The sequence below is a fragment of the Rhabdobacter roseus genome (assembly GCF_014202275.1).
Lineage (GTDB): Bacteria > Bacteroidota > Bacteroidia > Cytophagales > Spirosomataceae > Rhabdobacter > Rhabdobacter roseus.
The window spans coordinates 757,455-782,829 of record NZ_JACHGF010000003.1; the positions used below are offsets into that span (position 1 = coordinate 757,455).

General features: G+C 56.2%; 20 protein-coding genes. 14 read left to right on the forward strand and 6 right to left on the reverse strand.

The annotated features are described in order from the left end of the window. Positions 1–90: 90 nt before the first annotated feature. The 3 genes from HNQ92_RS13080 (at position 91) to HNQ92_RS13090 (ending at position 3,918) form a co-directional block, all read left to right on the forward strand. Positions 91–1,923, forward strand: a complete 1,833-nt coding sequence (locus HNQ92_RS13080; protein WP_221307439.1) for an ABC transporter ATP-binding protein — start codon at positions 91–93, stop codon at positions 1,921–1,923. Positions 1,924–2,144: 221 nt separating this feature from the next. After that, the gene (locus tag HNQ92_RS13085; RefSeq protein WP_184174462.1) at positions 2,145–2,462 is read left to right on the forward strand and encodes a hypothetical protein; all 318 of its coding nucleotides are present in this window, start codon (positions 2,145–2,147) and stop codon (positions 2,460–2,462) included. 94 nt (positions 2,463–2,556) lie between these two features. Beyond that, on the forward strand, positions 2,557–3,918 hold the full coding sequence (locus HNQ92_RS13090) for a sigma-54-dependent transcriptional regulator (protein ID WP_184174463.1): 1,362 nt from the start codon (positions 2,557–2,559) through the stop codon (positions 3,916–3,918). Here HNQ92_RS13090 and HNQ92_RS13095 read toward each other — a convergent pair. The 3 genes from HNQ92_RS13095 to HNQ92_RS13105 all read right to left on the reverse strand — a co-directional run bounded on the left by HNQ92_RS13095 (position 3,906) and on the right by HNQ92_RS13105 (position 10,763). After that, positions 3,906–6,449: a hybrid sensor histidine kinase/response regulator gene (locus HNQ92_RS13095; protein WP_184174464.1), complete on the reverse strand. Its 2,544-nt coding sequence runs from the start codon at positions 6,447–6,449 to the stop codon at positions 3,906–3,908. The two genes, HNQ92_RS13090 and HNQ92_RS13095, sit on opposite strands and share 13 nt — an antisense overlap. Before the next feature lie 344 nt (positions 6,450–6,793). Next, positions 6,794–8,920 carry a plastocyanin/azurin family copper-binding protein gene (locus HNQ92_RS13100; protein WP_246440053.1) on the reverse strand — a complete coding sequence of 709 codons (2,127 nt, stop codon included), beginning with the start codon at positions 8,918–8,920 and terminating at the stop codon, positions 6,794–6,796. A gap of 31 nt (positions 8,921–8,951) precedes the next feature. After that, positions 8,952–10,763 (reverse strand): 3-keto-alpha-glucoside-1,2-lyase-like domain-containing protein, encoded by a 1,812-nt coding sequence (locus tag HNQ92_RS13105; RefSeq protein WP_184174465.1) that lies wholly within the window; start codon positions 10,761–10,763, stop codon positions 8,952–8,954. A 273-nt stretch (positions 10,764–11,036) separates the two neighbouring features. Between HNQ92_RS13105 and HNQ92_RS13110 the strand changes: the two genes are divergently transcribed. From HNQ92_RS13110 to HNQ92_RS13135, 6 genes are all read left to right on the forward strand, one after another. Beyond that, a complete protein-coding gene (locus HNQ92_RS13110) occupies positions 11,037–11,801 on the forward strand; it encodes a 3-keto-disaccharide hydrolase (RefSeq protein WP_184174466.1) in 765 nt (254 codons plus the stop codon). A gap of 145 nt (positions 11,802–11,946) precedes the next feature. Continuing rightward, positions 11,947–12,357 (forward strand): Rrf2 family transcriptional regulator, encoded by a 411-nt coding sequence (locus HNQ92_RS13115; protein ID WP_184174467.1) that lies wholly within the window; start codon positions 11,947–11,949, stop codon positions 12,355–12,357. A 66-nt stretch (positions 12,358–12,423) separates the two neighbouring features. Further along, positions 12,424–13,074 carry an NAD(P)-dependent oxidoreductase gene (locus HNQ92_RS13120; RefSeq protein WP_184174468.1) on the forward strand — a complete coding sequence of 217 codons (651 nt, stop codon included), beginning with the start codon at positions 12,424–12,426 and terminating at the stop codon, positions 13,072–13,074. A gap of 191 nt (positions 13,075–13,265) precedes the next feature. After that, entirely contained in the window at positions 13,266–13,889 is a 624-nt protein-coding gene (locus HNQ92_RS13125; protein WP_184174469.1) for a hypothetical protein, read from the forward strand. Positions 13,890–13,966: 77 nt separating this feature from the next. Then, positions 13,967–15,562 carry a serine hydrolase domain-containing protein gene (locus tag HNQ92_RS13130; RefSeq protein ID WP_184174470.1) on the forward strand — a complete coding sequence of 532 codons (1,596 nt, stop codon included), beginning with the start codon at positions 13,967–13,969 and terminating at the stop codon, positions 15,560–15,562. A gap of 259 nt (positions 15,563–15,821) precedes the next feature. Next, entirely contained in the window at positions 15,822–16,388 is a 567-nt protein-coding gene (locus HNQ92_RS13135; RefSeq protein ID WP_184174471.1) for a hypothetical protein, read from the forward strand. Positions 16,389–16,515: 127 nt separating this feature from the next. On the opposite strand, the gene HNQ92_RS13140 is transcribed toward HNQ92_RS13135, so the two are convergent. After that, on the reverse strand, positions 16,516–17,022 hold the full coding sequence (locus HNQ92_RS13140; protein WP_184174472.1) for a hypothetical protein: 507 nt from the start codon (positions 17,020–17,022) through the stop codon (positions 16,516–16,518). 313 nt (positions 17,023–17,335) lie between these two features. Between HNQ92_RS13140 and HNQ92_RS13145 the strand changes: the two genes are divergently transcribed. From HNQ92_RS13145 to HNQ92_RS13165, 5 genes are all read left to right on the forward strand, one after another. Then, positions 17,336–18,019: a 3-keto-disaccharide hydrolase gene (locus tag HNQ92_RS13145; RefSeq protein ID WP_184174473.1), complete on the forward strand. Its 684-nt coding sequence runs from the start codon at positions 17,336–17,338 to the stop codon at positions 18,017–18,019. Between the two features lie 51 nt (positions 18,020–18,070). Next, positions 18,071–19,177 carry a DUF3500 domain-containing protein gene (locus tag HNQ92_RS13150; protein WP_246440056.1) on the forward strand — a complete coding sequence of 369 codons (1,107 nt, stop codon included), beginning with the start codon at positions 18,071–18,073 and terminating at the stop codon, positions 19,175–19,177. 46 nt (positions 19,178–19,223) lie between these two features. Then, entirely contained in the window at positions 19,224–20,876 is a 1,653-nt protein-coding gene (glgP, locus tag HNQ92_RS13155; RefSeq protein WP_246440059.1) for an alpha-glucan family phosphorylase, read from the forward strand. A 97-nt stretch (positions 20,877–20,973) separates the two neighbouring features. Then, positions 20,974–23,175 (forward strand): alpha-amylase family protein, encoded by a 2,202-nt coding sequence (locus HNQ92_RS13160; RefSeq protein WP_184174474.1) that lies wholly within the window; start codon positions 20,974–20,976, stop codon positions 23,173–23,175. Between the two features lie 37 nt (positions 23,176–23,212). Further along, positions 23,213–23,716, forward strand: coding sequence for an MOSC domain-containing protein (locus tag HNQ92_RS13165; protein ID WP_184174475.1), 504 nt, complete (start codon positions 23,213–23,215; stop codon positions 23,714–23,716). Positions 23,717–23,733: 17 nt separating this feature from the next. On the opposite strand, the gene HNQ92_RS13170 is transcribed toward HNQ92_RS13165, so the two are convergent. Beyond that, positions 23,734–24,099: a response regulator gene (locus HNQ92_RS13170; protein WP_246440061.1), complete on the reverse strand. Its 366-nt coding sequence runs from the start codon at positions 24,097–24,099 to the stop codon at positions 23,734–23,736. 22 nt (positions 24,100–24,121) lie between these two features. Next, on the reverse strand, positions 24,122–25,285 hold the full coding sequence (locus tag HNQ92_RS13175; protein ID WP_184174477.1) for a sensor histidine kinase: 1,164 nt from the start codon (positions 25,283–25,285) through the stop codon (positions 24,122–24,124). Between the last annotated feature and the right edge of the window lie 90 nt (positions 25,286–25,375).

Genomic DNA, 25,375 nt, shown 5'->3' on the forward strand with positions numbered 1-25,375 from the left:
ACCTGTGGCAGCAAGCTGCCACAGGGGGCTGGCCGAACTTTTAGGCCCTTCTCCCTAGTTACGTAGCAGAACCAACACGCTGCTTTTTATTTGAGAAAAAATCCATTGGGTACTCAGGTACCTCCGAGCCAGTCGCTCCGTAAACGTTTCTCGGCCCTACAAAACCTCCCGCGTTTTTTCCGGCTTGTGTGGGCTACCAGTCCTTCGCTCACGCTGGGCAACATCCTTTTCCGACTTCTGAAAGCGGGGATTCCGCTGGCGATGCTGTATATAGGCAAGGAGATCATCGACGAGATCATCCGGCTGGCGGGAACCGGCGGCGCGCAAAGGTACCTCTGGACGCTCGTCGCGGCGGAGCTGGGCCTCACCATCGTCTCTGACCTGCTCAACCGCTGCATCGGGCTGTTCGACAGCCTGCTGGGTGATTTGGTAGCCAATAAAACCTCCGTAGACCTGGTCCACCACGCGGCGCAGCTGGACCTGTACCAATTTGAAAATCCCGTCTTTTACGACAAACTCGAACGCGCCCGCCGCCAGACCACCAGCCGTACGGTGCTACTTTCGCAGGTACTTTCACAGATGCAGGACATCCTGTCGCTGGGGCTACTCGGGGCCGGGCTGGTGGCCTTCAATCCCTGGCTGATCCTCATTCTGGTCGTGGCCGTAATCCCGTCCTTCCTGGGCGAAACACACTTCAACGAACGTACCTACTCCCTCACCCGCAGCTGGACGCCCGAGCGGCGCGAACTCGACTACCTGCGCTACATCGGGGCCAGCGCCGAAACGGCCAAGGAGGTCAAGGTATTTGGCCTGGAAAACTACCTCACCGACCGCTTCAAAACCATTTCGGACAAGTACTACCTCGAAAACCGTAAGATTGCCATCGGCCGGGCGGGCTGGGGGTACTTGCTGGCCGCCTTGGGTACTTTGGCTTACTACGGGGCCTACGTATTTGTGCTCATGCAAACGCTCGCGGGTCTCATCACGGTAGGTACCATGACGTTCCTGTCGGGCTCGTTTCAGCGGATGCACGGCATGTTGCAGGGCATCATGGGCCGGTTTTCGAGCATTGCCGAGAGCGCGTTGTACTTACAAGACTTATTTGATTTTTTTGAAATACAACCTACCATCCGAGCCAACACAGCGGGGGCCAAAGTACCCCGGCCCATCCGGCGGGGGATCACGTTTGAAAACGTGAGCTTCAGGTACCCCGACACCGAGGTGTGGGCCGTGCGCAACCTTTCATTTACGCTACAACCCAACGAAAAGCTGGCGCTGGTGGGCGAAAACGGGGCTGGCAAAACAACCCTCGTGAAGCTGCTGGCCCGGCTCTACGAACCCACCGAGGGGCGCATCCTGCTCGACGGCCTGCCGCTGGAAGCGTATAGCCTGGCCGAGCTGAGGGCCAGCATCGGTATTATTTTTCAGGATTACATCCGCTACGAAATGAGCGTGGCCGACAACATTGCCGTGGGCGACATCGAGCGCCGCGACGATGAGGTACTTATAGCGGAGTCGGCGCAGAAAAGCCTGGCCCACGAGGTAGTAGAACGCCTGCCCGCCCGCTACCAGCAGGTATTGGGCAAGCGCTTTCAGAACGGGCAGGAGCTCTCGGGCGGGCAATGGCAGAAGGTAGCGCTGGCCCGCGCCTACATGCGCGACGCGCAGCTGGTGGTACTGGACGAACCGACCTCCGCCCTGGATGCCCGCGCCGAGCACGAGGTATTCCAGCGCTTTAGCCGCTTGATCGAAGGCAAAATGGCCGTGCTGATCTCGCACCGCTTCTCTACGGTACGCATGGCTGACCGCATTTTATTCCTCGAAAACGGCCAGCGCCTGGAGTACGGCTCGCACGAAGAGCTCCTGGTACTCAACGGGAAGTACGCCGAACTGTTCCAATTGCAGGCAAAAGGTTACTTATAAAATCAAAACCTTGCCAGCTGCCGTTTTCGAAGCAATTCTCTGCAAAGTGTTGCCTATTTCCCCAAAAATTAGCTTAACAAATTTTTGGAGAAATACTTTAACTGCTTGACTTACAATTAATTATTAACAACAAATCAAGTAGGTACAGTTATATAGGATGAAGTAGTAAATCTATACAACTCAATTATTTCATACTTCAACCTTTATAATCACAATTAATTATGAAAAAGTTAGTAATCTCAGCCATCGCCTTAGCATTAACTGCCTTCGCCACCGTTGATGCTTCAACCACCATAAATCCTGCTACCGAAGTAGCGACTGTACAACAGCTGGATCAAGAAAAAGTTGCCGTTAAGCCAGAAGACCTACCCGACGCTGTAAAAAGAACGCTGTCTGCGGACCCATACACCGGTTGGGAAGTAAGCCAGGCTTTCTTAGTGACGGGTGAAAACAACGCCCAACACTACGAAGTAGAGCTGAAAAGAGGAGAAGAAACCGCCACAGCGAAGCTGGATCAAGACGGAAATAAAGTAGAATAGGTAGGTGGCTCTATAACGAGCAATAAATGAAGAAGGTCAGAGAAATTCTCTGGCCTTTTTTCGTTTACTAAATACCTAATATCTTTGCACTCCTATGGCAAACCTCCTACTTGTAGAAGACGACACTACTTTTTCGCAGCTACTACGTGGCTTCCTGACCAAGCACGGCCATACGGTTAGCCCCTGCTTTACTATAAAAGAAGGGCTGGAGGCCTTTCAGGAGGCGGCTCAGGCCGGAAAAGAATTTGATGTACTCCTTCTCGACTATCGGCTTCCGGATGGCAACGCCCTCGATCTGCTGACGACGCTCCGTGAAAAAGGCAAGCGCCCACCGGCCCTCATCATGACGAGCTTCCACGATATTCGTACGGCCGTGCAGGCCATGCGTCAGGGTGCACTGGACTACATTACGAAGCCCGTCAATCCGGAGGAGCTGTTGATGGTGTTAAGGGAAGCCCTCGAAAAAAAGAATCCGCCCAGTACGCCTCCTGCCCAGCGGCCGTCCACCACGCAAGATTTTATTGAGGGAAAAAGCGCTGTTTCGCGCTTGCTGTACGAGCACGTCCGGCTCGTAGCGCCCACCGATTTTTCGGTGATCATTCAGGGCGAAAGCGGCACGGGCAAAGAGCACGTAGCCCGCATGATCCATCGGCTCAGCCCGCGGGCCAACCAACCTTTTGTAGCCATCGACTGCGGCTCGCTCTCCAAAGACCTGGCCGCCAGTGAGCTTTTTGGGCACAAAAAAGGCGCTTTTACGGGCGCATTGCTGGACAAAATCGGGCAATTTGAAGCCGCCGACGGAGGTACCCTCTTCATGGACGAAGTAGGCAACCTGGGCTACGACGTGCAAATAAAGCTTCTGCGGGCCTTGCAGGAGCGGATCATCGTCCCGATTGGAAGCACCCAGCCCGTGAAAGTCAATGTGCGTATCATTGCCGCTACCAACGACGACCTGCTCACCAGCGTAGCCAAGGGGGATTTTCGGGAAGATTTATACCACCGGCTCAACGAATTCAAGATTCAGGTACCGGCCCTGCGCGAACGCGGGGAAGATCTGGCTATTTTTGTGAAGTACTTCATGGACCGCGCCAACCAGGAGCTGGGACGGAACGTCCAGGACTTGCCCAAGGAAGTCAACGACATTTTTCGGCAGTACGACTGGCCCGGCAACCTGCGTGAGCTAAGCAACGTCATTAAACGCCTGGTGCTCCTCACCAAAGGCGAAGTAGCCGACGTAAACGCCCTACCCGACGAGATGACTACCCTGCAAACCGCTGTACCGGCGGCACCGGTCTACACCAATTTTGACCTGAAAGCTATGCAGGAGTCGCACGAGCGGGAGATGATCATCAAGACCTTGCAGGAAGTACGCTACAACAAAAGCAAAGCCGCCAAGCTTCTCAACATCGACCGCAAGACGCTGTACTACAAAATGGAGAAATATCAGATCGAGTGAGGTACCTGCTCTTCGATCTGGTTTACGAGGCGTTCTACTTCCCGCAGTAGCTCCGTGTATTCGGCCTCGCTTACTTCCTGGCTACGCGCGCGCAATGCTACCTCCAGCGCCCGCAGCCGGGCACCCAGGGGCCGAGCCCCTACTTGCCCTACCCTTCCGGCCAGGCGGTGGATCAGCTCCATGCTTTCGGCTTGCCCGTCGAGGGTAGGTAGTTGTCCTAGTCGTTCCAGGTCGGCCCGGGTATCCTTGGCAAAATGCGCGAGCGTGTCACGGATGAGGTCTTCGTCGCCCATCGCCATGGCATGAAGGTACGATAGATCAAGCTCCACTTTTTCGGTCAGCGGGGGTTCATTCGGTTCGGCGGGAAGGTCCGTCGTCTGCCCCAGCAGGGCCAGCAGCTCGTGCGTACGGAAAGGCTTCATGAGCAAGCCGTCAAAGCCCGCTTTTAGCAGCGTTTCACGCTCTTCGGGCAGGGCCTGGGCAGTCACTACAAAGAAGCGGACGTCCGCCCCGGCCCGCTGGCGCAGGCGCTGGCACAGCTCGACCCCGTTCATTCCGGGCATACGCATGTCCATAAACACCACCGTAATCTCCTCGTCCCAGGGTTCGTCCAGCATGGCCTGGGGCGACGCAAAGCAGCGGTGCTCCACCCCGTATTCGTTCAGGACCGTAGCGCACCATTGCAAAATAAAAGGATCGTCGTCGACGAGCCATACTTTTCCCTCAAAAGCCGAAGGCACCGCCTGGGGCTGCTCGGCACAGGGATTGGGGGTCTGGCCGGGAGTCAGGGGGAGCCAAACGGCAAAAGTAGTACCCTCGCCAAAGGTACTTTCTACGCCAATGGTACCTCCCTGCCCTTCCACCAGCGCTTTCACTATGCTCAGTCCCAGCCCGGTACCGCCAAAACGGCCCGCGATGCTGGCATCGGCTTGCTCAAACTGATTGAAGATGCGCTGCTGCTGGGCTTCGGTGAGGCCAATACCCGTATCAGATACTTCAAATTTAACCTCTTGCAGCGCATCGGTACCTTCCTGGCTTACCCGTACTTTTACCTCACCCACTTCGGTGAACTTCACGGCATTGCTGAGCAGGTTATGCAGGATTTGGCGCAACCGAAACGGATCCCCCTTCAGGTAGGTACCTGGCTCGAAGGGCTGCTCCAGCGTCAGCATCAAGCCTTTGCGGCGGGCTTCTGGCCGCACAATATCCATCACTTCGTGCAGCAGGTCGGTGATAAGAAAGTCCTGCTGCTCAAAGGTAAACTGGTCGGAGATGATGCGGCTGTAATCAAGTACCTCGTTGACCAGGTGCAACAGGTGCTCCGAGGAGCGGTGCAAGGTTTCGAGGTCTTCGTGGCGCGGCTGTTTTTGCCTTTTAAGTACCTCGGTGTAGCCAATGATGGACTGCAGCGGCGTTCGAATCTCGTGGCTCATGTTGGACAAAAACCGCTGCTTGGCCAGGCTGTGGTACTCGGCTTCTTCCTTGGCTAGTTCCAGCTCGCGGCGGTACCGGTTGCTTTTGGTAATGTCTGTGAAAATCAGGTAGGCCAGGAGCGCCGTCAGAAAAAAGAAACCCAGCATGATGAGCTCGATGCGCCCCACACTTTGGTTCACCAGGCTCCGGGCCTCGCGGCTGTCCAGGTTGGTTTGCCGCACTACCTCGTTTTCTACTTCCTGCATCATCGTGAGCAGCTGCCCGATCAGCGCATCGCCCACGGCGGCCAGCTCCTGCTCGCGGCTCACAAAGCGTTCGGTACGTTGGCGTTGCCCCGTCTCAATGTCCCGGATCGCCTTGCCAACTTTCTGAATGATGCTATCTTTTTCGGCCAGCGCCAGCGTATCTACCTCTACTTTCACCTCCTGTTTTTGTACTAAGCGATGAGGGGCGTTGGCAGGGGTAGTTTCTTCTTCTTTTCGACTCTTTTTACTTCCAAACCAGCGCCCCAGAATCCCTCTCTTTTCCTCTTCCTGGGGCGGCGCGATTGGCTCCCGAAACATCGTGGTAGTGGTGGTACTTTTCTCCGTTTTGATAAGGGTACTGTCGGTCCGGGTAGCATTGGCTTTCATCAGCCCCGAAAGCGACTCCACCTGCTGCGAAAGTACCTTGTTACTTACCAAACCCGACCGTACTTTCAGGTAGTTGTCAAAAATATTTTCCCGGGTTTTCAGGATTTCCTTCATCGAGTCGATCCGGCTAGCCTGAAAAGAGCTGGTACCGCTCAGGTACCTCAGGGTATCCAGCTTCAACCGTAGCGCCTCCGACTGCCGCATGAACGCATTCTTACCCGACTTTCCGGGTACGGTCTGTGCTTTCTGGAGCTGGTCCAGTTGCAGAATATCTTTAAATACTTCATTGATGAGCCGCAGCCGGTCGTTGGGAGAAGAAAGGTCCTCCACCGTGCGCAGTACTTCCCGAAAGGCCACTTTACTTACCACCCAGGAAGCGGCCAGCGCCAGGCAACTGATCAGGAAACCAAGCAATACTTTACCTTTGACCGACTGCAGGAAGGTAGTTTCTTTTAAAGAAGACATAGATCAAAGTACCTGATGGATTCGTAGTACTAACGTAAAGCCCGGGAAAATAATGCGTTGACCACCCGCCGCACCCGCACGGCCTTAATAACGCAAGAGATGGCTGTTCTGTTTTGAAATGGGGTATCACGAAGAATCCGACCTGCTGCAATCGTCCGTCCTCAGCGGCTTTGAGCTCACAACGCAGGACGTTTTTGGCGTTTGATTCTTTTGAAAGTACCCCCTAATTCAAGAGAGGAAATCCGCACTGGATTTCCTCTCTTGGTTTTTAAAATGTATGCGCAGGGCCGCCCGTGCAGGGTACTTTTAAGCAAAGTACCCTATGCCCGCCCCAGGCTGAAGCGCTACTCTACCACCGTCAAAGTACCCTGCATGGAGAGGTAGTGACCGGGGTAGGTACATACGTAGGTGTACTTGCCGGGTTTGGTCGGGGCCAGGAAATAGATGGTATCCTCGGCACCGGGCGGGATGAGCTTCGTGTGGTACAGGATACTCGGCAGGTTGGGTACGTAGCCCATCTCGTTGCCTTTCAGGCCCAGCTTAATGGCCGCTTCTCCGGCGGCGTTGGCGGTACCCTGCTGCACCACCAGGAAGTTGTGCGGCATGTCGTCGTTGTTGGTCATGGTTACCTTCACGCGGCTACCGGCTTTTACGGTCAGCTCGGTTTGGTCAAACTGCAAGCCGGGCTTGGTACCTACCACAAACTCGCTGTCGGGGCCGTTGGTCCAGTCGGCGGGCATGGTGGTGGTGCGTTTGGCCATTTTGGTACCGGATACCTTGGTCGTCGCGGCCGGGGCTGCTCCTTTTCCGTCGGGCGAGGTCGTGGTGGGCGTGGCCATGGTATGTCCGGCGTGGGCGTTGGCGCTGGCTTTCACGGCTTTGTAGTTGGCCAGTTTTTCGCCGTCCGGAATGGCATTGAGCGTGTAGTAGGCCGTGCTATGGAGCAGCGCCGAGCCCTGCGTATCCAGCAGGCCGGGTACTTTGATCTCGTGGATGTACTTCTCGCGCAGGCCGTCTACCACCAGGCGCACACGCTTGCCGTCTTCAGAAACGGCAATGCCCTTAATGGCGCAGTTTTTATCATCTACTACCGGACTACCGTACACCGGGTGGTACTTATACACAAAGCCCGTGATTTCGTAGGCATTGACGTCTTCGGCGGCTTTTTTATCCACGGGCAGCGTAAACTCCAGCTCAAAGCCATCGGGCATGGCCTTCACCGTTTTTATTTCAAAGGGCGTTTTTCCGGTAAAGACCAGCCGTTGCAGGCCGTAGGGATTCGGGCCGGTAGAGCCCCAGCCGCGGTTGGTTTGTCCTACGAAGAGCGAGCCGTCATTACCCCAGGTCATCCGAAGTACCCCCGACTGGAAGCCCTCGCGGAACATAATGGCTCCACCCTGGTACTGGCCTTTTACTTTTTCCAGAAATACCCGCGCAATCTTGCTTTGGCCCTGATCCCCTACCAGCAGCTGCCCGCCGAAGGGACCAAATTTTTCGTCATTAGGAATATTCACAATCTCCGAAGTAGAGATTCCCAAAATACCGTGGGGCAGCCATACGGCGGGCGTCTTGCCACCGGGTACTTCGCGCGCTACTTCGTAGAAAGGCGTACCACGGCCTTCCAGGTTTTCGGGCTTGATGTACGGCCCACCCACCGGATTGGAGCGCGGATCTACGCGGGAGTAAATGTCCTGCGTACGTACCTTCACCGGCGACTCGGGCAAATCGGCCCAACGCAAACCAGCGGGGTGGCCCATGAAATCGCCCTTCTGCACGTGCGAGATGAAGCCGGAGCCCATCCAGTCGCCCTGGTTATCGCCATAGAAAAACTCCCCGTCGACCATTCCGATGCCGCAAGGCGAGCGCATGCCCGTAGCCCAGGGTTCCATTTTTCCGTCGGGCGTGATGCGCATGGCCCAGCCGCGCCAAGGTACCCGGCTTTCGCCTAGCCACCATTCGGCGTCGCCAAAGGCTACGTTGCCCGTCACCATCATGCTGCCGTCAGGCATCAGGATGGGTCCGTAGGAGTACTCGTGGTAGTGCGCCGAGATGGGCCAGGCGTAGACCGTCTCGTAGCGGTCGGCGCGGCCGTCCTTGTCGCGGTCGATGAGCCGGGTGAGCTCGCCCCGCTGGGCCATCAGCAAAGCGCCATCCTTGTAGGCCAGGCCCAGGATTTCGTGCAGGCCGCTCGCAAACTTCCGGTAGTAGGGCGGGCGATTGCCTTCAGAGGTAGGGTTTTCGATCATCCAAACGTCCCCGCGCCGCGTCGAAACCGCCAGGGTACCATTCGGCAGCGAGACCATCCCGCCTACTTCCAGCACCACGCCCTCCGGAATGGGTAGCGTGGCCATTTTGTAATAATTCTCCTCCGTAGCGGGCAGGGCCGCTACGCGCTGGGCCTGCACGCCGGAAGCCAGCGCGGCCACCAACAGGGTACCCAGGGTACTTTTCTTGATTATATGCTTCATCATATCTGTTAAGCGAGTCAGAACTTTTTACTTTTTACCATATCAGCGAGTACGACAAATTGCCGTTTGTAGTAATAACCAACGCTTTTTTGCCGTCGGCGCTGTTCTGCACGGTGGCCTTACCACCTTCGTTGATCCGGATGTAGTAGGTACCATCCACCAGGTAGGTATTGGCCGCGCTCGTTTCGATGCTCGTGCCTTCCACCAGCGAAGCCGTAAAAGCGGCGGGCTTGCCCTGGGCCGCTACAGGCCGAATGGTGCGCGTGAGGTAGGTACCTTCGCCGTCGGGCCGAATGGCGTCCTCAAACAGCGTGTTGTTCCACTCGTAGCGGAACGTAGGGCGGTTGGCGGCGTCCAGGTCGTAGCCCCGGAAGCGGTAGTTGGCGGCCTGTGCTCCCGCCACGGCGGTGATCATCGACTGCGCCGAAAGATCCATAACGCTGCCCAGGGGCATGCTCGTGCCGTTGCCGCGGTCGTTCCACATGGGCGTTACGTCCAGGAAGCCTCCCTTCCATACCCGGAACAAGCTGCCATTCTCCAAATCTACCGAGTAGCTGATGCCCGTGGGCTCCCCTACCGATACCCCGTGGGGTACTTTTTTTCCTTTGTAATTGATAAAGCTCCGGTGAATGATAGGCTCCGAGGCCGTAGCCAGCAAGATTGGGTCGGAAAAGTCCGACAGCGAGGCCGAGCTGACGTCATGCAGCGGCGTGAGGCGCACGCCGGTACCTTCGATGGTCAGCCCCAGCGAGGCGCGGGCTCCGGCTTCCTGCTTGGAAAAAACCAGCTCGAATGGCAGCTCACCCGCGGGCAAGTCTACCTCGACCGAGCGCCGCCACCAGCTCCAGGGAAGTACCTCCGTGTTGTTGATTTTCAGGCGACCGTTTCCGCCCACAAACTGCCCGTTGAAACGGTACTTGCCCGCTTCGGCCAGCTTAATTTTACCCGTAAACCGCAGCACGTAGTCGTTTGGTACGGTACTGAACGAGCTGCTGATCATGGCGGCTTCGCCCTCGCGGTCTACCTTTAGGCGGGGCAAATCTTCTTCTTTGCTTACCTTGGATTGTGAAAATGCGTACTTAAGATCCACGAAGGTAGGTTTGGGCTTGTCGTAGCTCCGTACCACCAGGTTCCGGAAGGCCACCGGGCCGTGGTCACCCTGAAAACGGAGCGGCCCCAGGGGTACTTCGTTGTCTACCATCGCGCCGCGCGTGGGGCCGGTCAGCTCCACGTTTTCGTGGATTGTTACGCCGTTGAGCTCAATGCGAAGTACCTTAGCATTGGCAATTTTGTTGCCGGTGCCGTCGAAACGGGGCGCCTGAAACGAGATTTTGATGTGCTGCCACAGGCCCGGTGCCCGCGTTACGTTCATGCGGGGCGGGGTACCTTCAAAGCCTTTTTCACCCTCGGGTTTGCTTTCGTTCCAGCGCTCGTAGATGGCTCCGCCGTCGTGCACACTAGGGTTTGCTTTGCCCCAGCTGTCAAAGAGTTGAACTTCGTAGCGCCCCTGCAGGTAAATTCCCGAGTTGGAGCCTTTGGCCATCATAAAGTCCAGCTCTATGTCGGCATCCCCGTGGGTTAGCTTCGTAAAGAGGTCGTATTCCATCCCGTACTTTTGCTTGGCGGGCAGGTTGGCCAGTACGCCGGTACCGGCTTTGGCCGTCATGGCGTCTTTTTTAGTCAGATCCGCCGTGACGCTCCCCACAATCCGCCAGTTTTGCTGGGGTTTTTGGAAAGCACTCAAATCAGTCAACGACACGGACTGGGCACGGGCAAAGGAAGCCGAAAGCCAGCTCATCCCCAGGCAAACCAGACACCAAACCGTGGTTTTGGCTTTGTATTGCATATTTTGTTCAAAATAGGTTAATTGGAAAACGATCACTACCCGACAGAAGACTACCTAGCCGTATCGGGGCCCCAAAAATACGATTTTTTTTGAGTATGCCCCAGGGTACTTTTGGCTTTTCGGTGCCGCTTTCTTTTGCGGCTGTAGTAAAAAATGCTTCTGTAGGGTACTTGGACATTAGATTCCGCTTTTCTATTACTTTTGGGATAACGAACGGGATGAGCACGTTGTCCTTCCCTTACCGATTACCATCATTTTAACTTTCAAATCTGTATGAAACGCCCTTTATTACTGGCCACGGTACTTCTCTCCGCTCTGGCCGCTCAGGCTCAGCTGCAACCTTCTAAAATGACCCCCGAGTCCAGCGAACTGTGGGACCCCGTGCCGCGCATCGTAACGCCGGGTACCAGTACCGCCGCTGCCTCGGGCCTGACGGCCCCTTCGGATGCCATCGTACTTTTTGATGGTCAGAATCTGGACAAGTGGGTATCTTCCAAGGACGGGAGCGCGGCCGCTCCCTGGACCGTAGCCGACGGCGCCATGACCGTGGTGGGCGGCAAGGGCGACATCCAGACCAAGCAGGATTTTGAAGACTATCAGCTGCACATTGAGTTCCGGACGCCCGCCGAAGTGAAAGGAACCGGCCAGGGACGCGGCAACAGCGGCATCTTCATGCAGGGTGTATACGAGCTTCAGGTACTTGACAGCTACAACAACCGCACCTACTCCAACGGCCAGGCGGGCTCGATTTATAAGCAAACCATGCCACTGGTCAATGCCTCCAAGGGCCCCGGTGAGTGGCAGGTCTACGACGTAATCTATACCGCGCCGCGCTTCAACAAAGACGGCCAGATGACCATTCCGGCGTACATCACGGTGCTGCACAACGGCGTGCTGATCCAGAATCACACGCAGATCCACGGTACCACGCCCTACGTAGGCCGCCCTACCGTAGCGCCGCACGGCCGTGGGCCCATCAAGCTGCAAGACCACGGCAACCCTACCAGCTTCCGGAACGTCTGGATTCGGGAGTTGTAGTCCCTAAAAAGTACCTAGCAGGTACCTTTCCAAAGTACCCCTTGCCCCAGAGCCTGCTTGCCCGAGCAGGCTCTTTTTTTTAGCCTTTGTTTGGATTACTAAAATAGGTACTTACCTTTGTACTGTAATTTTATTTATTACAGTAATGAACAACGGACGTTTCGCTATTTCGGTACACATCCTGACGCTCCTCGCCAAGGCCGAAACGGAGGTACTTTCGTCTGAGTTTCTGGCCCGGAGCATCAACATCAATCCTGTGCTGGTGCGGAAGGAGATCAGCAACCTGCGCCAGGCGGGGCTGGTGAGTACCAAGGAAGGCAAAAACGGAGGTACCTACCTAGCGCGCGCGCCGCGGCAGATCCGGCTCTCGGAGGTATACGAGCTCGTGCGGCCGCCCGCTTTGCTGGGCCTGTGCAAGAATGCACCTAACCCCCATTGCCCCGTGGGGCAGCAGATCAACCAGCACCTGGACCAGCTCTACGCCGACGCCGATCGCGCGCTGGCCGAGCAACTAGGTACCTGGTCGCTGGCCGATTTTGTTCAAAAATTCGGCTAAATTTTTACCCAAAACTGTAACACTTTTTATTTCAATTTTATAAACTACCTTAAACCAAACGCAACCATGAAAATTGCCCTAGTAGGAGCCTCCGGCTACGTAGGTACCAGCCTCCTGAACGAACTCCTGGAACGCGGCCACCAGGTGACCGCCATTGCCCGTGACACCACCAAGATCACAACCCAGCACCCGAATCTTACCGTAAAAGAAAGCGACGTAAACGCCGTGGACGCCACGGCCGAGGTACTGCAAGGCCACGACGCCGTGGTAAGTACCTTCAACGCGGGCTGGACCAACCCCAACCTCTACCAGGATTTTCTGCAAGGTTCGGAGTCTATTCAGGAAGCAACCCGGCGGTCGGGCGTGAAGCGCCTGCTGGTGGTAGGTGGAGCCGGTAGCCTGGAGATCGCGCCCGGCCTGCAGCTGGTGGACTCGCCCGACTTCCCCGAAGAATACAAGGCGGGGGCGTCTTCTTCGCGCGACTACCTGGCCAAGCTCCGCCAGGAGCAAGAGCTCGACTGGACCTTCCTGAGCCCGGCCATTATGATGCACCCCGGTATTTCGGGCCGCACGGGCCAGTTCCGTATTGGTACCGAGCAGCCCGTTTTTGACGAGCAGGGCCAGTCCCAAATCTCCGCCGAAGACCTGTCCGTAGCGCTGGCCGATGAACTGGAAAAACCGCAGTTTAGCCGCAGCCGCTTTACGGTAGGGTACTAAGGTACTTTGTCAGTTGACTCAATAAACAGGCAGCCCGTGGGAAGTTTTTCTGCGGGCTGCCTGTTTTATTTCTTTGTTAAAAACACAAATTTTTCATCTTTAAATTCCAAAAAAACGCTTACATTTCGTAGCGCAAAGTACCTTGGCTACGGGGTACTGTTTTTTCTCTATTTTTCAAAATCATCAACCGTATGAAAAAAACAACTATTATCCTCTCGCTGCTCCTGGCGGCTCCCGTGCTACTGACCGCAAGTACCCCCGCTCCGCTTTACACCACTACCATACCGGCTCCGGCCGACTTGCAGGACTACGTGGGTACTTTCAAAATGAACGATTCCAACCTACCTTTTAGCCAGGTAGTGGTGAGCCAGCAGGCCGGTAAACTGCACTACGTGGCGGGCGAATACGAGGGCGATTTTGCGGAAGTAAGCGGCAAAACCGACACCTTCACGGCCAACGAAGCCACCGTCACCTTCGTGCGAGACGGCGCGGGCCAAGTAGCCAAACTGCGCTTGGAGGTATCGGAAGGTACTTTTGAAGGAACCAAAGAAATGGCCAGCTTTGCCGACTACGCAGCCCGCTACAAAATGGATGGCTTACCTTTCGAACACATTGTCCTGACCGAAAAAAGCGGACAACTTCACTACGAAGCCGGGGAATACAGCGGCGTGCTGGTACCCGTACCCAACCAAGCCGATACCTTTGACGCCAACGGGCGCGCTACCTTCAAATTTACGCGTAACGATCAGAAAAAAGTGAGCCGCATGGTGGTAGAAGTGCAAGGCCAAAGCTACGAAGGCGTGCCGGCCAAGTAGTCTCCCAAAGTACCTGAGATAGTACTTTGGGCTGCATTCCCTATCCTGCTCTTCGTGCCGTTTAACCCTTCTCTGTCATGCTGTCCAGTCGTAGAACTTTTATCAAGCAGCTCGGTGCCAGTACGGCTGGTGCCGGGCTGTTTCTAGGCTTCCCCAAGTACCTGCTCGCGCAGCCCCCAGGTCAAACACTAGCCCGAAGTACCTCTCCGGAGGCGCAGGGCGTTTCGTCGGCCGGGATCGCGGCCTTTCTGGAAGCCGTGGCGCAGAGCAAGCATGAGTTTCACAGCCTTATGATTGTACGGCACGGGCAGGTAGTGGCCGAAGGCTGGTGGGCCCCCTACCGCCCCGAGCTCCGGCACACCATGTACTCCATGAGCAAGAGCTTCACCTCCACGGCCATCGGGCTGGCCGTGCACGAAGGTCGCCTCACGGTAGAGGATAAAGTCATTTCTTTCTTCCCCGATAAACTACCTAGCGAGGTAAGCGAACACCTGGCGGCGCTACGCGTGCGGGATCTGCTGAGCATGGCCGTGGGCCACGAGAAAGACTCCACGCCCGACATCCGGCTGGAAGACGACTGGGTGCGGAAGTTTTTGTCGCTGCCCATCAAGTACCCGCCCGGAAGTACCTTTCTCTACAACAGCGGCGCTACCTACATGCTGTCGGCCATTGTACAGAAACTGACCGGCCAGCGAGTGCTTGAGTACCTGAGGCCCCGGCTCTTCGAGCCGCTGGGCATCGAGGGCATGGACTGGGAGCGCGACCCACAGGGCGTCGATACCGGCGGCTGGGGCCTGCGCGTCCGGACGGAAGACCTGGCGAAGTTTGGGCAATTGTACCTGCAAAAAGGTACCTGGAACGGGAAGCAACTCCTGCCCAAAGCCTGGGTAGAAGAAGCCACGAGCTTCAAGATTCAGCAGCCCGTACCCGCCGATAACCCCGGTGCCAAGGATCGCAGCGACTGGCTACAGGGGTACTGCTACCAGTTTTGGCGCTGCCGCCACAACGCCTACCGCGGCGACGGGGCCTTTGGCCAGTACACCATTGTGCTGCCCGAACAGGACGCCGTCATTGCCATCACCAGCGAAACCAGCAGTATGCAGGGCCAGCTTGACCTCATCTACGAGCACCTGCTCCCGGCCATGCAAGCCCAGCCGCTCGCGGCCAACGCACCTGCCGCAAGTACCCTTAAGAAAAAACTCGGCACGCTGAACCTCCCGCCGCTGCCTGCCTCCAAAGTACCCGCGCTGGCTGCTAAAGTGTCCGGCCGTACCTTCCGTCTGGAGCCTAATGCCATGAAGGCGCAGTCGGTTTCTTTTCAGTTTGGGAAAGACGCAGGTACCTTTACCCTAAAAGATGAACAAGGTACCTACCCCATAAGCTGCGGGCTGGGCCAATGGAAGCAAGGCATCACCTCCATGCCCGGCACGCCGCCCAACCTCGTAGTGACGAAGGTAAAAAACATTCCCAGCGCGCCGGTCGCCGCCAGCGCTACCTGGCACGACGAAAGTACCCTGGTGATGCGTTGGCAGTACATCGAGTCCCCGCACCACGACACGGTCACCTGCCGCTTCGAGGGCGACACCGTGCGGGTGCAGTTTACCAACAGCATCGTGGCCATGAATCCTCAGGCAAAGGACGCCCGGCCGGAGCTGGTGGGGCGACTGGGGTGAAGCAAGCCTTATCTCTCTTGGCTTTCTTAAAAAAAACCGATGAAAGCAGTCATCATGGACCTGCAAAAACAAGACAACGATGGGATTACGCTTTTATGGCTCTCGCTGCCGTCCGTTTGCAACCGTTCGACGGCCGTCGGTGGATAAAAAGCAAGTCTGTGACTAAATAATGCTTCTGAACCTAGCCACAGCTCGGGGCATCAGGAATATTTTTTGTGCTGCTGCCGTTGTATATTGCCAACGACTAGCAGACTGAACCATGCAGGAAATAGAGCCTTTTTATAACTGGGAGAAGTACTACCAATCGGCCGACGACGAGCAGTCGCCTTTTTACCAGCGTGAGTATAACCTCAATGCCTACGAAAATACCATCTACGGGTACTACATCCATCCGCTCTGGGACGAGATCGGCTCCGAGACGCTGTACGTGAAGGTACTTTTTGCCGACTACGACCAGCACTTCGTGGTCATCGAGCTTTTTGGGGAGTGGAACGACACGCTGCACAACGACATCATGTACCTCAAGCGGAACGTCATCGACGAGTTTGTGGCGGCGGGCATCAACCAGTTTATTCTGGTTGGGGAAAATGTCCTCAACTTCCACGGCTCCGACGACGAGTACTACGCCGAGTGGTTTGAGGACGTCGAGGACGGCTGGATCGCGGCCGTTTGCTTCCGCGACCACATCGAGCAGGAGTGGAAACGCTTCCACCTCGACTACTACCTCAACTTTGGCGGTACGCTCCATCTTAACGGCTGGCGCACCATGCAACCGCATTCTTTCTACGAGCTCGTCAAAAACCTGATGGTACGGCGCCTGGCCTAAAAGCAAGGTACCTTCGACGCAAACAGCGGTCGACTAGGTACTTTACGCACAAAAAGAAGGGGAGAATCCAGTCTTGGCTTCTCCCCTTCCTACTTTCAGGGTTTAGGTACCCAGGCTATTTTACGGCCTAGTCAAAATTCTTTTCCAGCTCCGTGTCAATGGCCGCGATGAGTTGCTTGAGTTTGCTCTCAACGGTACGCCATTCGTCGTCATTCATAGGCTTTTGCATTTCGAGCATATTGGCTTCCAACAGGTCTTTTTCGTGGATGAGCGTGTCGCGGTTGGTGGTGAGCCGCTGTTTCTTAGTAGCATCTGCCGAGGCAATCTGCCCGTTGAGTTTTTCCAGCCGCCGGGTAATATCCTGGTGCTGCTTTTGCATCCGTTGGTAGTAGTTTTGCTGCTCCTTGGTGAGCTTCTCGTCCATCTTTTTCAGGTCGTCGCGAATATCTTCAACATCCGACTTGGTTTCGGCTTCGGCCAGTTGCTGGTAAGCGTCTTCGGTGCGGGCCTGGGCCTGCTCTTCGGTTTCGGCCAGTTTCTCACCTTCGTCGCGGCGGTTGGAGTCGCAGCTGGCGAGCAGCCAACCCATGGTGATGAAAGCGTATATTCCGGTTACAATTGCTACCTTTTTCATAGTACTGTATATTTTTTGTATCGTTTGTCTGGTTTAGTACTTCCAAGTACCTAAAAAGACGGTGCCATTGGACTATAACTACCTAAGTGTAGGAGAACGTAGAAATTCATCCTCAATAGAGGGAGCTATAAAGTACCTTTTTGGGGCCCGCTTCCCTATTCGCCGGGCAAAGAAAGGCGAGACGCGATGCATTCAGGTACCGCTAGGTACTTCACGGGCCAGAGCAAGTATATTGGTATGGGAGGGTACTTTGTATTAAAGAAAAAACGCCGATCCCTAATCAATGACCTTTATACAATCACGCATTCTCCCTATGAAAAAGCTATGTTTAGTATTGATCGGTTGCCTGGTGGCGGGATCTGTCTGGGCCCAAAAACCCGGCAAGTGGCAGAACCTCTTCGACGGCAAAACCACCCAAGGCTGGCACAACTACGGCAAAGAAGGCGTAAAAGGCTGGATGGTGATGGGCGGCTCGCTCATGACCCACGGCGGCAGCGGAGACCTGGTCACAGACCAGGAATTTGAGGACTTTGAAATGGAATTTGAATTTAAAATACCGGCCAAGAGCAACAGCGGCGTCATGTACAAGGTGGTGGAAGTACCCGGCAAGCCGCCCTACTTCACCGGCCCCGAGTACCAGGTGATCGACGACGAAGGGTACCCACCCTTTAACGACGGTGGCAAAATGGTAACCATCAACGACAAGCAGAAAACCGGGGCCAACTACGACATGCACGCCCCCAGCCAAGCGGTGGCCAAGCCCGTGGGCCAATGGAATAAAGGCCGCATCCTGGTCAAAAACAACCAGGTGGAGCACTGGCTCAACGGCGTGAAAGTGGTAGCCTACGAGTACGGCTCCGACGCCTGGAAGGCCGACGTAGCCAAGAGTAAGTTCAAAAGCTGGGACTACGCCACGCCCCATGCCAAAGGCAAAATAGCCCTGCAAGACCACGGCGACGAAGCCTGGTACCGCAACATCCGCATTCGCACGCTCTAAGCCGACCCGCCCAGGTACCTTAAGGGGTACTTTTAAACCTTACTTTTTACTATGAAAATCCTAAGTACCTCGCTCCTGCTGGGCTTTTACGCACTCGCCTTTTGCAATCCCGGATTGGATAATCCCCGATTGAATCATACAAAGTACCTACCCAAGGCGGAGGTACCTGCCGCACCTGACGACCTTACCCAGCAGATGACGCAGGCCGTGCGGGCTTTCCTCAAAACCCTCAGCGCCGAGCAGAGCGCCGAAGTGATGCGTCCGCTGAGCGATACCCTCCGCTACGACTGGCACTACGTACCGCGCGAGCGGGCCGGGCTCAACCTCAAACGCATGACCGCCCCGCAACGCAAAGCCGCCCTGCGGATGGTGGAAGTGGTACTGAGCGACCGGGGCTACCAGCGCGTCACCGACATCATCGACCTGGAAAACGTGCTGAGGGTACTCGAGAGCCGCCCGCCCAACGATACCCGCCGCGATCCCGAAAACTACGCTTTCCTGGTTTTTGGCGATCCGGCAAAAAAGGAACCCTGGGGCTGGCGCATCGAAGGCCACCACATCTCGCTGCACTACACCACGGCCAACGGGAAGCTTTCCTTCACGCCGAGTTTCCTGGGAAGTAATCCGGGGCACGTGCTCATTGACGTGCCGCAGAAGGGCCGCCGGGTACTGGGCGAAGAGGAGGATTTGGGCTTTCAGCTACTCAATACCCTCACCGAAGCCCAGCGGAAGGTGGTGATCTTGTCCAATAAATCGCCCTGGGAGATTGCCTCCGAAAACAAGCGGGAAGTGACCCTGGAGCAGGGAAAGGGCTTGGCCATGAAAGACATGACGGCCGCCCAAAAGCAGCTTTTTCATCAGCTCATCAGCCTATACCTGGATCGCTACCACGTCACGCTGAAAAACCAGCAGATGGCGCAGCTGGAGAAAGCCGGGCTGGACAAAATCTACTTTGCCTGGATGGGCGATACCGAACCCCTCATGGGCAAAGACCGCGGCCACTACTACCGCATCCACGGCCCCACGATTCTGATCGAGTTTGACAATACCCAAAACGACGCCAACCACATTCATACCGTCGTGCGCGACCTGACCAACGACTTCGGTGAGGATTTGCTGCGGCGGCACTACGAAAATAGCCACGGAGTGAAAAAGTAGGTACAATTATTTTTTGTAGCTTAGAGCTCGGACAAATCAGCTACTCATGGATCAAGTAAAAAACACCTTCAAAGTACCCTACGAGCATCCGCTCAAACCCAACCCAACATATAAGAAATCCGTAGCCTACTTCTCGATGGAGTTTGCGCTCGACCAAGCCCTCAAAACCTACTCTGGGGGCTTGGGCTTTTTAGCGGGCTCCCACATGAAGAGCGCCTTCGCCCTCAACCAGAACCTCATCGGCATCGGGATGTTGTGGAAGTACGGCTACTACGACCAGGGCCGCCAGCGCGACAACAGCATGAAAGCCAGCTTCCGGGAAAAAATGTACTTTTTCCTGACCGACACCTCCATCCGCTTTCAGATCCATATCATGGGCAAGGACGTGTGGGTACATGCCTACTACCTGGCCCCGGAGGTGTTCAACACCGCCCCGATGTTTTTCCTGACCACCGACACCGAGGGCAATGACGCCGAGGCGCGCGCCATTTCGTACCACCTCTACGACGCCGACGCCGCCGTCAAGGTAGCGCAGTGCATTGTGCTGGGCGCGGGCGGGGCGCGGCTGCTGGACGAGCTCAAGTACGAGCCCAAGGTGTACCACCTCAACGAAGCCCACTCGCTCCCGGCGGCTTTTTACCTGTACCAGAAGTACCAAAAAGTACCTGAGGTAAAAAAACGGCTGGTCTTTACGACCCACACCCCCGAAGAAGCCGGCAACGAAAAGCACGACATCCAGTTTCTGGACCGCCTGGGCTTTTTTGCGGGAGTACCGCTGGACACCGTGCGGAAAATTACCGGCATCAAGGATAGTATCTTTAGCCACTCGCTGGCCGCGCTGCGCCTGAGCCGCAAGGCCAACGGCGTGTCCAAGCTCCACGGTGAAGTGGCCCGCCAGATGTGGGGGAGCTACGATAAAATCTGCGAGATTACGCACATTACCAATTCGCAAAACAAAAACTACTGGGCCGACAAGTACCTGGAAATGGCTCGCCAGGAAAGCGACGTGGAGGCCATCGCCACCCGCAAAAAGGAGCTGAAAGCGACGCTGTTCAAGACCGTGGCCGACCAAACCGGCCGCCTCTTCGACCCCAACGTACTAACCCTGGTGTGGGCCCGGCGCTTTGCGGCTTACAAGCGCGCCGACATGCTCACCTGGGATGCAGAGCGCTTCCTGCGGCTCATGCGCAACGAAAAGTACCCCATCCAGATCATCTGGGCCGGTAAGCCCTACCCCAAAGACGAGGGGGCTATTCAGATCTTCAATCGCCTGCACTACCTCAGCTACCTGCACCCCAACATGGCCGTGCTGACGGGCTACGAGCTGGCCCTCTCCAAGCTCCTGAAAGACGGCTCCGACGTGTGGCTCAATACGCCCATCGTGACCCGTGAGGCCTCGGGTACCAGCGGCATGACCGCCGCCATGAACGCTTCGCTCAACTGCTCCACCTACGACGGCTGGATCTGTGAGTTTGCGCGCTCGGGCGAGAACGCGTTCCTCGTGCCCGTGGCCGAAGGGGCCGACGTCAACAAGCAGGACATGGATCATCTCTTCGACCTGCTCGAAAACGAGGTACTTCCTACCTACTACGATAAGCCCGACGTTTGGAAAAAAATGGTCCTTACCAGCATGAACGACGTGGGCGAGTACTTCGACTCCGACCGCATGGCCGCGGAGTACTACCAGAAGCTGTACTAGCCGTACCAGGTACCTGAGCCGGGGGGAGCTGTCTTCGGCTCAGGTACCTTTCCGCACGGGTACTTGGCGTGCGTTTTATTCAAAAAGACCCTTCTTCATGAAATTTTCCCTTTTTACGCTCCTGCTGCTCACGTGGGGCAGTACCTGCGGGGCGCAGCGCCTGGCCTCCTCGCTGGCCAAGCTACCGCCCTACCCGCAGCAAAAAGTACCCGCCGACTGGCTGCTCGGCACCCAAAAGTACCCCGCGGGTATCTACCAAAGTAGCGGCGGCAAAGAGGTAGTACTTTCCAATGGGCTCATCAAACGGCGGATTCGCCTCACGCCCAACGCCGCCACCATCGACTACCAAAACCTCAGCACCGGCGAGCAGTTGGTGCGCTCGGTGCGCCCCGAAGCCCGCCTGACCATTGGCGGCCAAACGTACGCCGTCGGGGGACTCTACGGCCAGACCGAGCACGCCTACCTGCGCGAGGAATGGGTAGCGGGTTTTACCGCAAGTACTTCCGACTTCCAGGTGGTCGATCTGTCCGTAGCCTCGCTGCGGCCCTACTTCCCCTGGAAACCCACCACCTGGACCATGAACCCAAACCAGCCCGGCGGGCAGGTACTTACGCTGGTGTTTGCGTCGGAGCGGCCCGAGCTCCGCGGCATCCGGGTACAGGTACATTACGAGCTCTACGACGACATCCCGGTACTTTGCAAGTGGGTGAGCGTGGAAAACAACCGTCCGCAGGCCATTCGGGTAGAGCAGGTCGTCAGCGAAATCCTGGCCACACCCGAGGAGGAGTCGGCGGTGGTAGGTACCCCGGAGCAGATGAAAAAACCGCAGCGGATCTATATTGAAAATAATTACGCCTTCAACAACGCCATGCGCTACGAGCTCTCCGACCAGGCTACCCACTGGAAGCGCGACAGCAGCTACACGTCGCAGGTCAACTACTACTTCGATACGCCCTGCCTGCTGGAAATCTACCCCAGCTTTGGCATGAGTGCCGAAGTACCCCCCGGCCAGGTACTTCGCTCCATCCGTACCCAAGAACTCCTGCTCGACTCTTATGACCGCGAGCGCAACGGCCTGGCCCGCCGCCGCATGTACCGTACAGTAGTCCCCTGGACCACCCAAAACCCCATGTTCATGCACCTGATCAGCACCGACCCGGCTACGGTGCGAAGTACCATTGACCAGTGCGTCGAGACGGGCTACGAAATGGTGATCTTGAGTTTTGGGAGCGGCCTCAACATGGAAGATACCTCCGCGGCGAACCTGGCTAAATTCAAGGCCTTGGCCGACTACGCCCACCAGCGGGGCATCAAGCTGGGTGGGTACTCGCTCTTCAGCAGTCGGCGCATCGACGACGAAACCGACGTCATCGACCCCAAAACCGGCCTGCCCAACAAGGGGGCTTTCTTCGGCCACGCGCCCTGCCTGGCCAGCCGCTGGGGCATTGATTACCTGGAAAAACTAAAAATATTCATCTCCCAAACCGGCTTTGACCTCCTGGAGCACGACGGCCCCTACCCCGGCGACGTCTGCGCCTCCACCACCCACCCCGGTCACCGCGGCCTGTCCGACTCCCAGTGGGTCCAAATGGAGATGCAGAAAGGCTTCTACCGCTGGCTCAACGAGCGCGGCGTGTACATCAACGCCCCCGACTGGTACTTCATGGACGGCACCCACAAGATTGCCCTGGGCTACCGGGAAGTTAACTTTTCGCTCTCGCGGGAGCAGCAGAAAATCCTCAACCGGCAAAATATATACGACGGTACCTGGGAGAAAACCCCCTCGATGGGCTGGGGCTTCGTACCCCTCACCAAGTACCAGGGCGGCGGCCCCGAGGCCGTGCTAGAGCCCCTGCACGAGCACCTCAAGGATTACCGCCAGCTTATGATGCAGTACTACGGAGCGGGTATCCAGGCGTGCTACCGGGGTCCGCGCCTTTACGATACCGACGACACCAAACGGACCGTACAGGAGGTAGTGCAGTGGTACAAAAAGTACCGCATGATCTTGAATGCCGACCTGCTGCACCTGCGCCGCCCCGACGGCCGCGACTGGGACGGTATCCTGCACGTAAGTTCTGAGCTACCCCAAAAAGGGCTCGCCATGCTGTATAACCCCCGCCGGGAGAAGATCATACGCACCATCAAACTCCCCCTCTACTACACTGGCCTCAGCACCAAAGCCCGCGTACGGGTGCAGGAGGGTACTTTCAAAGAATATACCCTGAACCGAAACTACGAAATTGAAGTACCCGTAGAAATTCCCGCCGAAGGGTACACCTGGCTGGTTATTGAGTAGAGAAATTTTTATCTTAGCCTAACTTGTAAAATACCCTATGGCCACCTTACCTCCTGACTCGCCCCTGCACCAGCTCATGCAGCACTACGCCCAGCCGGGTGAGGTCACCTGGATCGGCGTACGGCCCGCTTCGCGGCAGCCCGTCCAGACCCGTACCGAAACCTACGCCCGCGTGGGCACCGGCCTCGACGGCGACCGCTACCGGGGCAAGCCCGAGAGCAAGCGGCAGGTTACGCTCATTCAGGAAGAGCACCTGCGGGCCGTCGCTTCGTACCTGGGCCAGGCCGCCATCGACCCGGCGCTGGTGCGCCGCAACATCGTGGTACGGGGGATCAATTTACTTTCGCTAAAAGACAAAACGTTTCGGATTGGGGAAGCTGTGCTGGAATACACCGGCGAGTGCCACCCCTGTAGCCGCATGGAAGAGGTACTTGGCCCGGGCGGCTACAACGCCATGCGCCAGCACGGAGGCATCACCGCGCGGGTAGTACTCGAAGGAGAAATACACCTGGGCAATGCGGTAGAGGTGGTGGAGGACTGAAAAGAAAGGGGGGTACTTTAACGAGCAGAAAAGCGGGGCGACTCCGAGCCCAGCACGTCAAACAGAATCTCGCTGGTAAGGGGCTTGGTGCGGTACTCAGCCTCCTGGTAGATTGAGCTCACCTTTTCCTGATCTTGCGGGTGGGAGGAGGTAGTCAGTACTACCACTTTGGTAGCTGCTCGGGTACTTTCGGGCAGGGTTTTGAAGAGTTCCAAAAACTCAAATCCGTTCATGCGGGGCATGTTGATGTCCAGAAAAATCACCGAAGGCTTCCAGAAATCGGGGCGTTGGGGATTCGATAGGTACTGCCAGGCGTGCTCGCCGTTTTCAGCCACTACTACTTTGGCCTCGGCACTGCTTTCTTTAATTACTAATTCGTGCAAAAAATTATCGTCCGGATCATCATCAACTAGCAGTATACAGTTCAGTTTGTTCCTTGAAGTCATGAAGTGTTTTTAGATTTTTAGGAATCGAGAAGTAAAAAGCACTTCCTTTTCCCGGTTCGCTGGTCAGCCAGATCGCTCCGTTATGACTCAGCACTATTTTCTTGCACGTAGCCAGGCCTACCCCCGTTCCGGGGTATTGGGCCCGACTATGTAAACGCTGGAAAACCTGGAATATTTTATCAAAGTATTGCGGGTCGATCCCAATTCCGTTGTCATTGACGCAGAAAATCCACTCGGCGTTTTCTTCCTGAGCGGTGATAGTCAGCTTAGGCGGAGTGCCCTCGCGGTGGTACTTGATGCCGTTGGAAATAAGGTTTTGAAAAAGACGCTTCATGTCTGACCGTGACACCCGCAGGCTAGGTAGTTTTTCGTAGCGAACCTGCGCCTGGCTGGCTTCAATGTCCCCCTTCATTTCCTCCAGGGTTTCGGCCAGTACCTCCGTCAGGTCCAGCTCGAGCAGTTCCTGATCGGTCCCCACCTGCGAGTAATCCAGTAAGTCGTGGATGAGGTCGCGCATGCGATGAGTGGCCCCAATGGTAGTGTGCAGTATTTTCAAGCCCGATTCGTCCAGTTGCCCACCGTGTCTTCCTTCCAGGAGCCCCAGGTAGTTTTCGATGGTTTTCAGGGGCGACTGCAAGTCATGGGAAGCCACGTAGGCAAATTGCTTAAGCTCTTCGTTGGATCTTTCCAGGGCTTGCACCGCCTTTTGACGATACTGAAGCTCGTATTCGTACTCCTGAGAAGTTTTCAGCCCCACGGCATCGTCGAAATACCGTACGAGCGCCAGTACGGTACCAATGGAAACGATGCCCGTCAGGAAGCGAACGAGCGCGCTGATGCGGTAGACGGGTATCCAGAAGATGAGCGCGTCGATGAGGTGCGTAAGTCCGCACAGCAAAATAAAAGCTCCGAACAACCAGAAAACACCCTTCAAAGGTACCCCTTGCTTGATGATCAGAAAGCGAATAAGCAGCAGCGGAATAGCCATGTAAGCCAACCAGATGGTGAGGTCGGAGATGATATAGAGCCATCCGTGAAAATCTGACCAGGTACCACACTGCCAGCGCGGCGGCCAATCGGACGTATCGGTCAGTTTAGAAAAAAAGGCTACCAGCTCATTCATGTATTGTGTGCAAAGTGCGGGGAAATTTAAGAACAACGAAACTAGGAAATTCAACGCTAATATTCTTGGTTTAGGGACCAGAGTCACTCA

What these genes read in the sequence shown, in the direction of transcription:
- HNQ92_RS13105 (WP_184174465.1), bottom strand. Translation starts at nt 10,763, where the DNA reads ATGCAATACAAAGCCAAAACCACGGTTTGGTGTCTGGTTTGCCTGGGG.
- glgP (WP_246440059.1), top strand. Translation starts at nt 19,224, where the DNA reads ATGGATCAAGTAAAAAACACCTTCAAAGTACCCTACGAGCATCCGCTC.
- HNQ92_RS13160 (WP_184174474.1), top strand. Translation starts at nt 20,974, where the DNA reads ATGAAATTTTCCCTTTTTACGCTCCTGCTGCTCACGTGGGGCAGTACC.
- HNQ92_RS13135 (WP_184174471.1), top strand. Translation starts at nt 15,822, where the DNA reads ATGCAGGAAATAGAGCCTTTTTATAACTGGGAGAAGTACTACCAATCG.
- HNQ92_RS13130 (WP_184174470.1), top strand. Translation starts at nt 13,967, where the DNA reads ATGCTGTCCAGTCGTAGAACTTTTATCAAGCAGCTCGGTGCCAGTACG.
- HNQ92_RS13085 (WP_184174462.1), top strand. Translation starts at nt 2,145, where the DNA reads ATGAAAAAGTTAGTAATCTCAGCCATCGCCTTAGCATTAACTGCCTTC.
- HNQ92_RS13115 (WP_184174467.1), top strand. Translation starts at nt 11,947, where the DNA reads ATGAACAACGGACGTTTCGCTATTTCGGTACACATCCTGACGCTCCTC.
- HNQ92_RS13125 (WP_184174469.1), top strand. Translation starts at nt 13,266, where the DNA reads ATGAAAAAAACAACTATTATCCTCTCGCTGCTCCTGGCGGCTCCCGTG.
- HNQ92_RS13090 (WP_184174463.1), top strand. Translation starts at nt 2,557, where the DNA reads ATGGCAAACCTCCTACTTGTAGAAGACGACACTACTTTTTCGCAGCTA.
- HNQ92_RS13175 (WP_184174477.1), bottom strand. Translation starts at nt 25,285, where the DNA reads ATGAATGAGCTGGTAGCCTTTTTTTCTAAACTGACCGATACGTCCGAT.
- HNQ92_RS13145 (WP_184174473.1), top strand. Translation starts at nt 17,336, where the DNA reads ATGAAAAAGCTATGTTTAGTATTGATCGGTTGCCTGGTGGCGGGATCT.
- HNQ92_RS13100 (WP_246440053.1), bottom strand. Translation starts at nt 8,920, where the DNA reads ATGATGAAGCATATAATCAAGAAAAGTACCCTGGGTACCCTGTTGGTG.
- HNQ92_RS13150 (WP_246440056.1), top strand. Translation starts at nt 18,071, where the DNA reads ATGAAAATCCTAAGTACCTCGCTCCTGCTGGGCTTTTACGCACTCGCC.
- HNQ92_RS13095 (WP_184174464.1), bottom strand. Translation starts at nt 6,449, where the DNA reads ATGTCTTCTTTAAAAGAAACTACCTTCCTGCAGTCGGTCAAAGGTAAA.
- HNQ92_RS13165 (WP_184174475.1), top strand. Translation starts at nt 23,213, where the DNA reads ATGGCCACCTTACCTCCTGACTCGCCCCTGCACCAGCTCATGCAGCAC.
- HNQ92_RS13120 (WP_184174468.1), top strand. Translation starts at nt 12,424, where the DNA reads ATGAAAATTGCCCTAGTAGGAGCCTCCGGCTACGTAGGTACCAGCCTC.
- HNQ92_RS13140 (WP_184174472.1), bottom strand. Translation starts at nt 17,022, where the DNA reads ATGAAAAAGGTAGCAATTGTAACCGGAATATACGCTTTCATCACCATG.
- HNQ92_RS13110 (WP_184174466.1), top strand. Translation starts at nt 11,037, where the DNA reads ATGAAACGCCCTTTATTACTGGCCACGGTACTTCTCTCCGCTCTGGCC.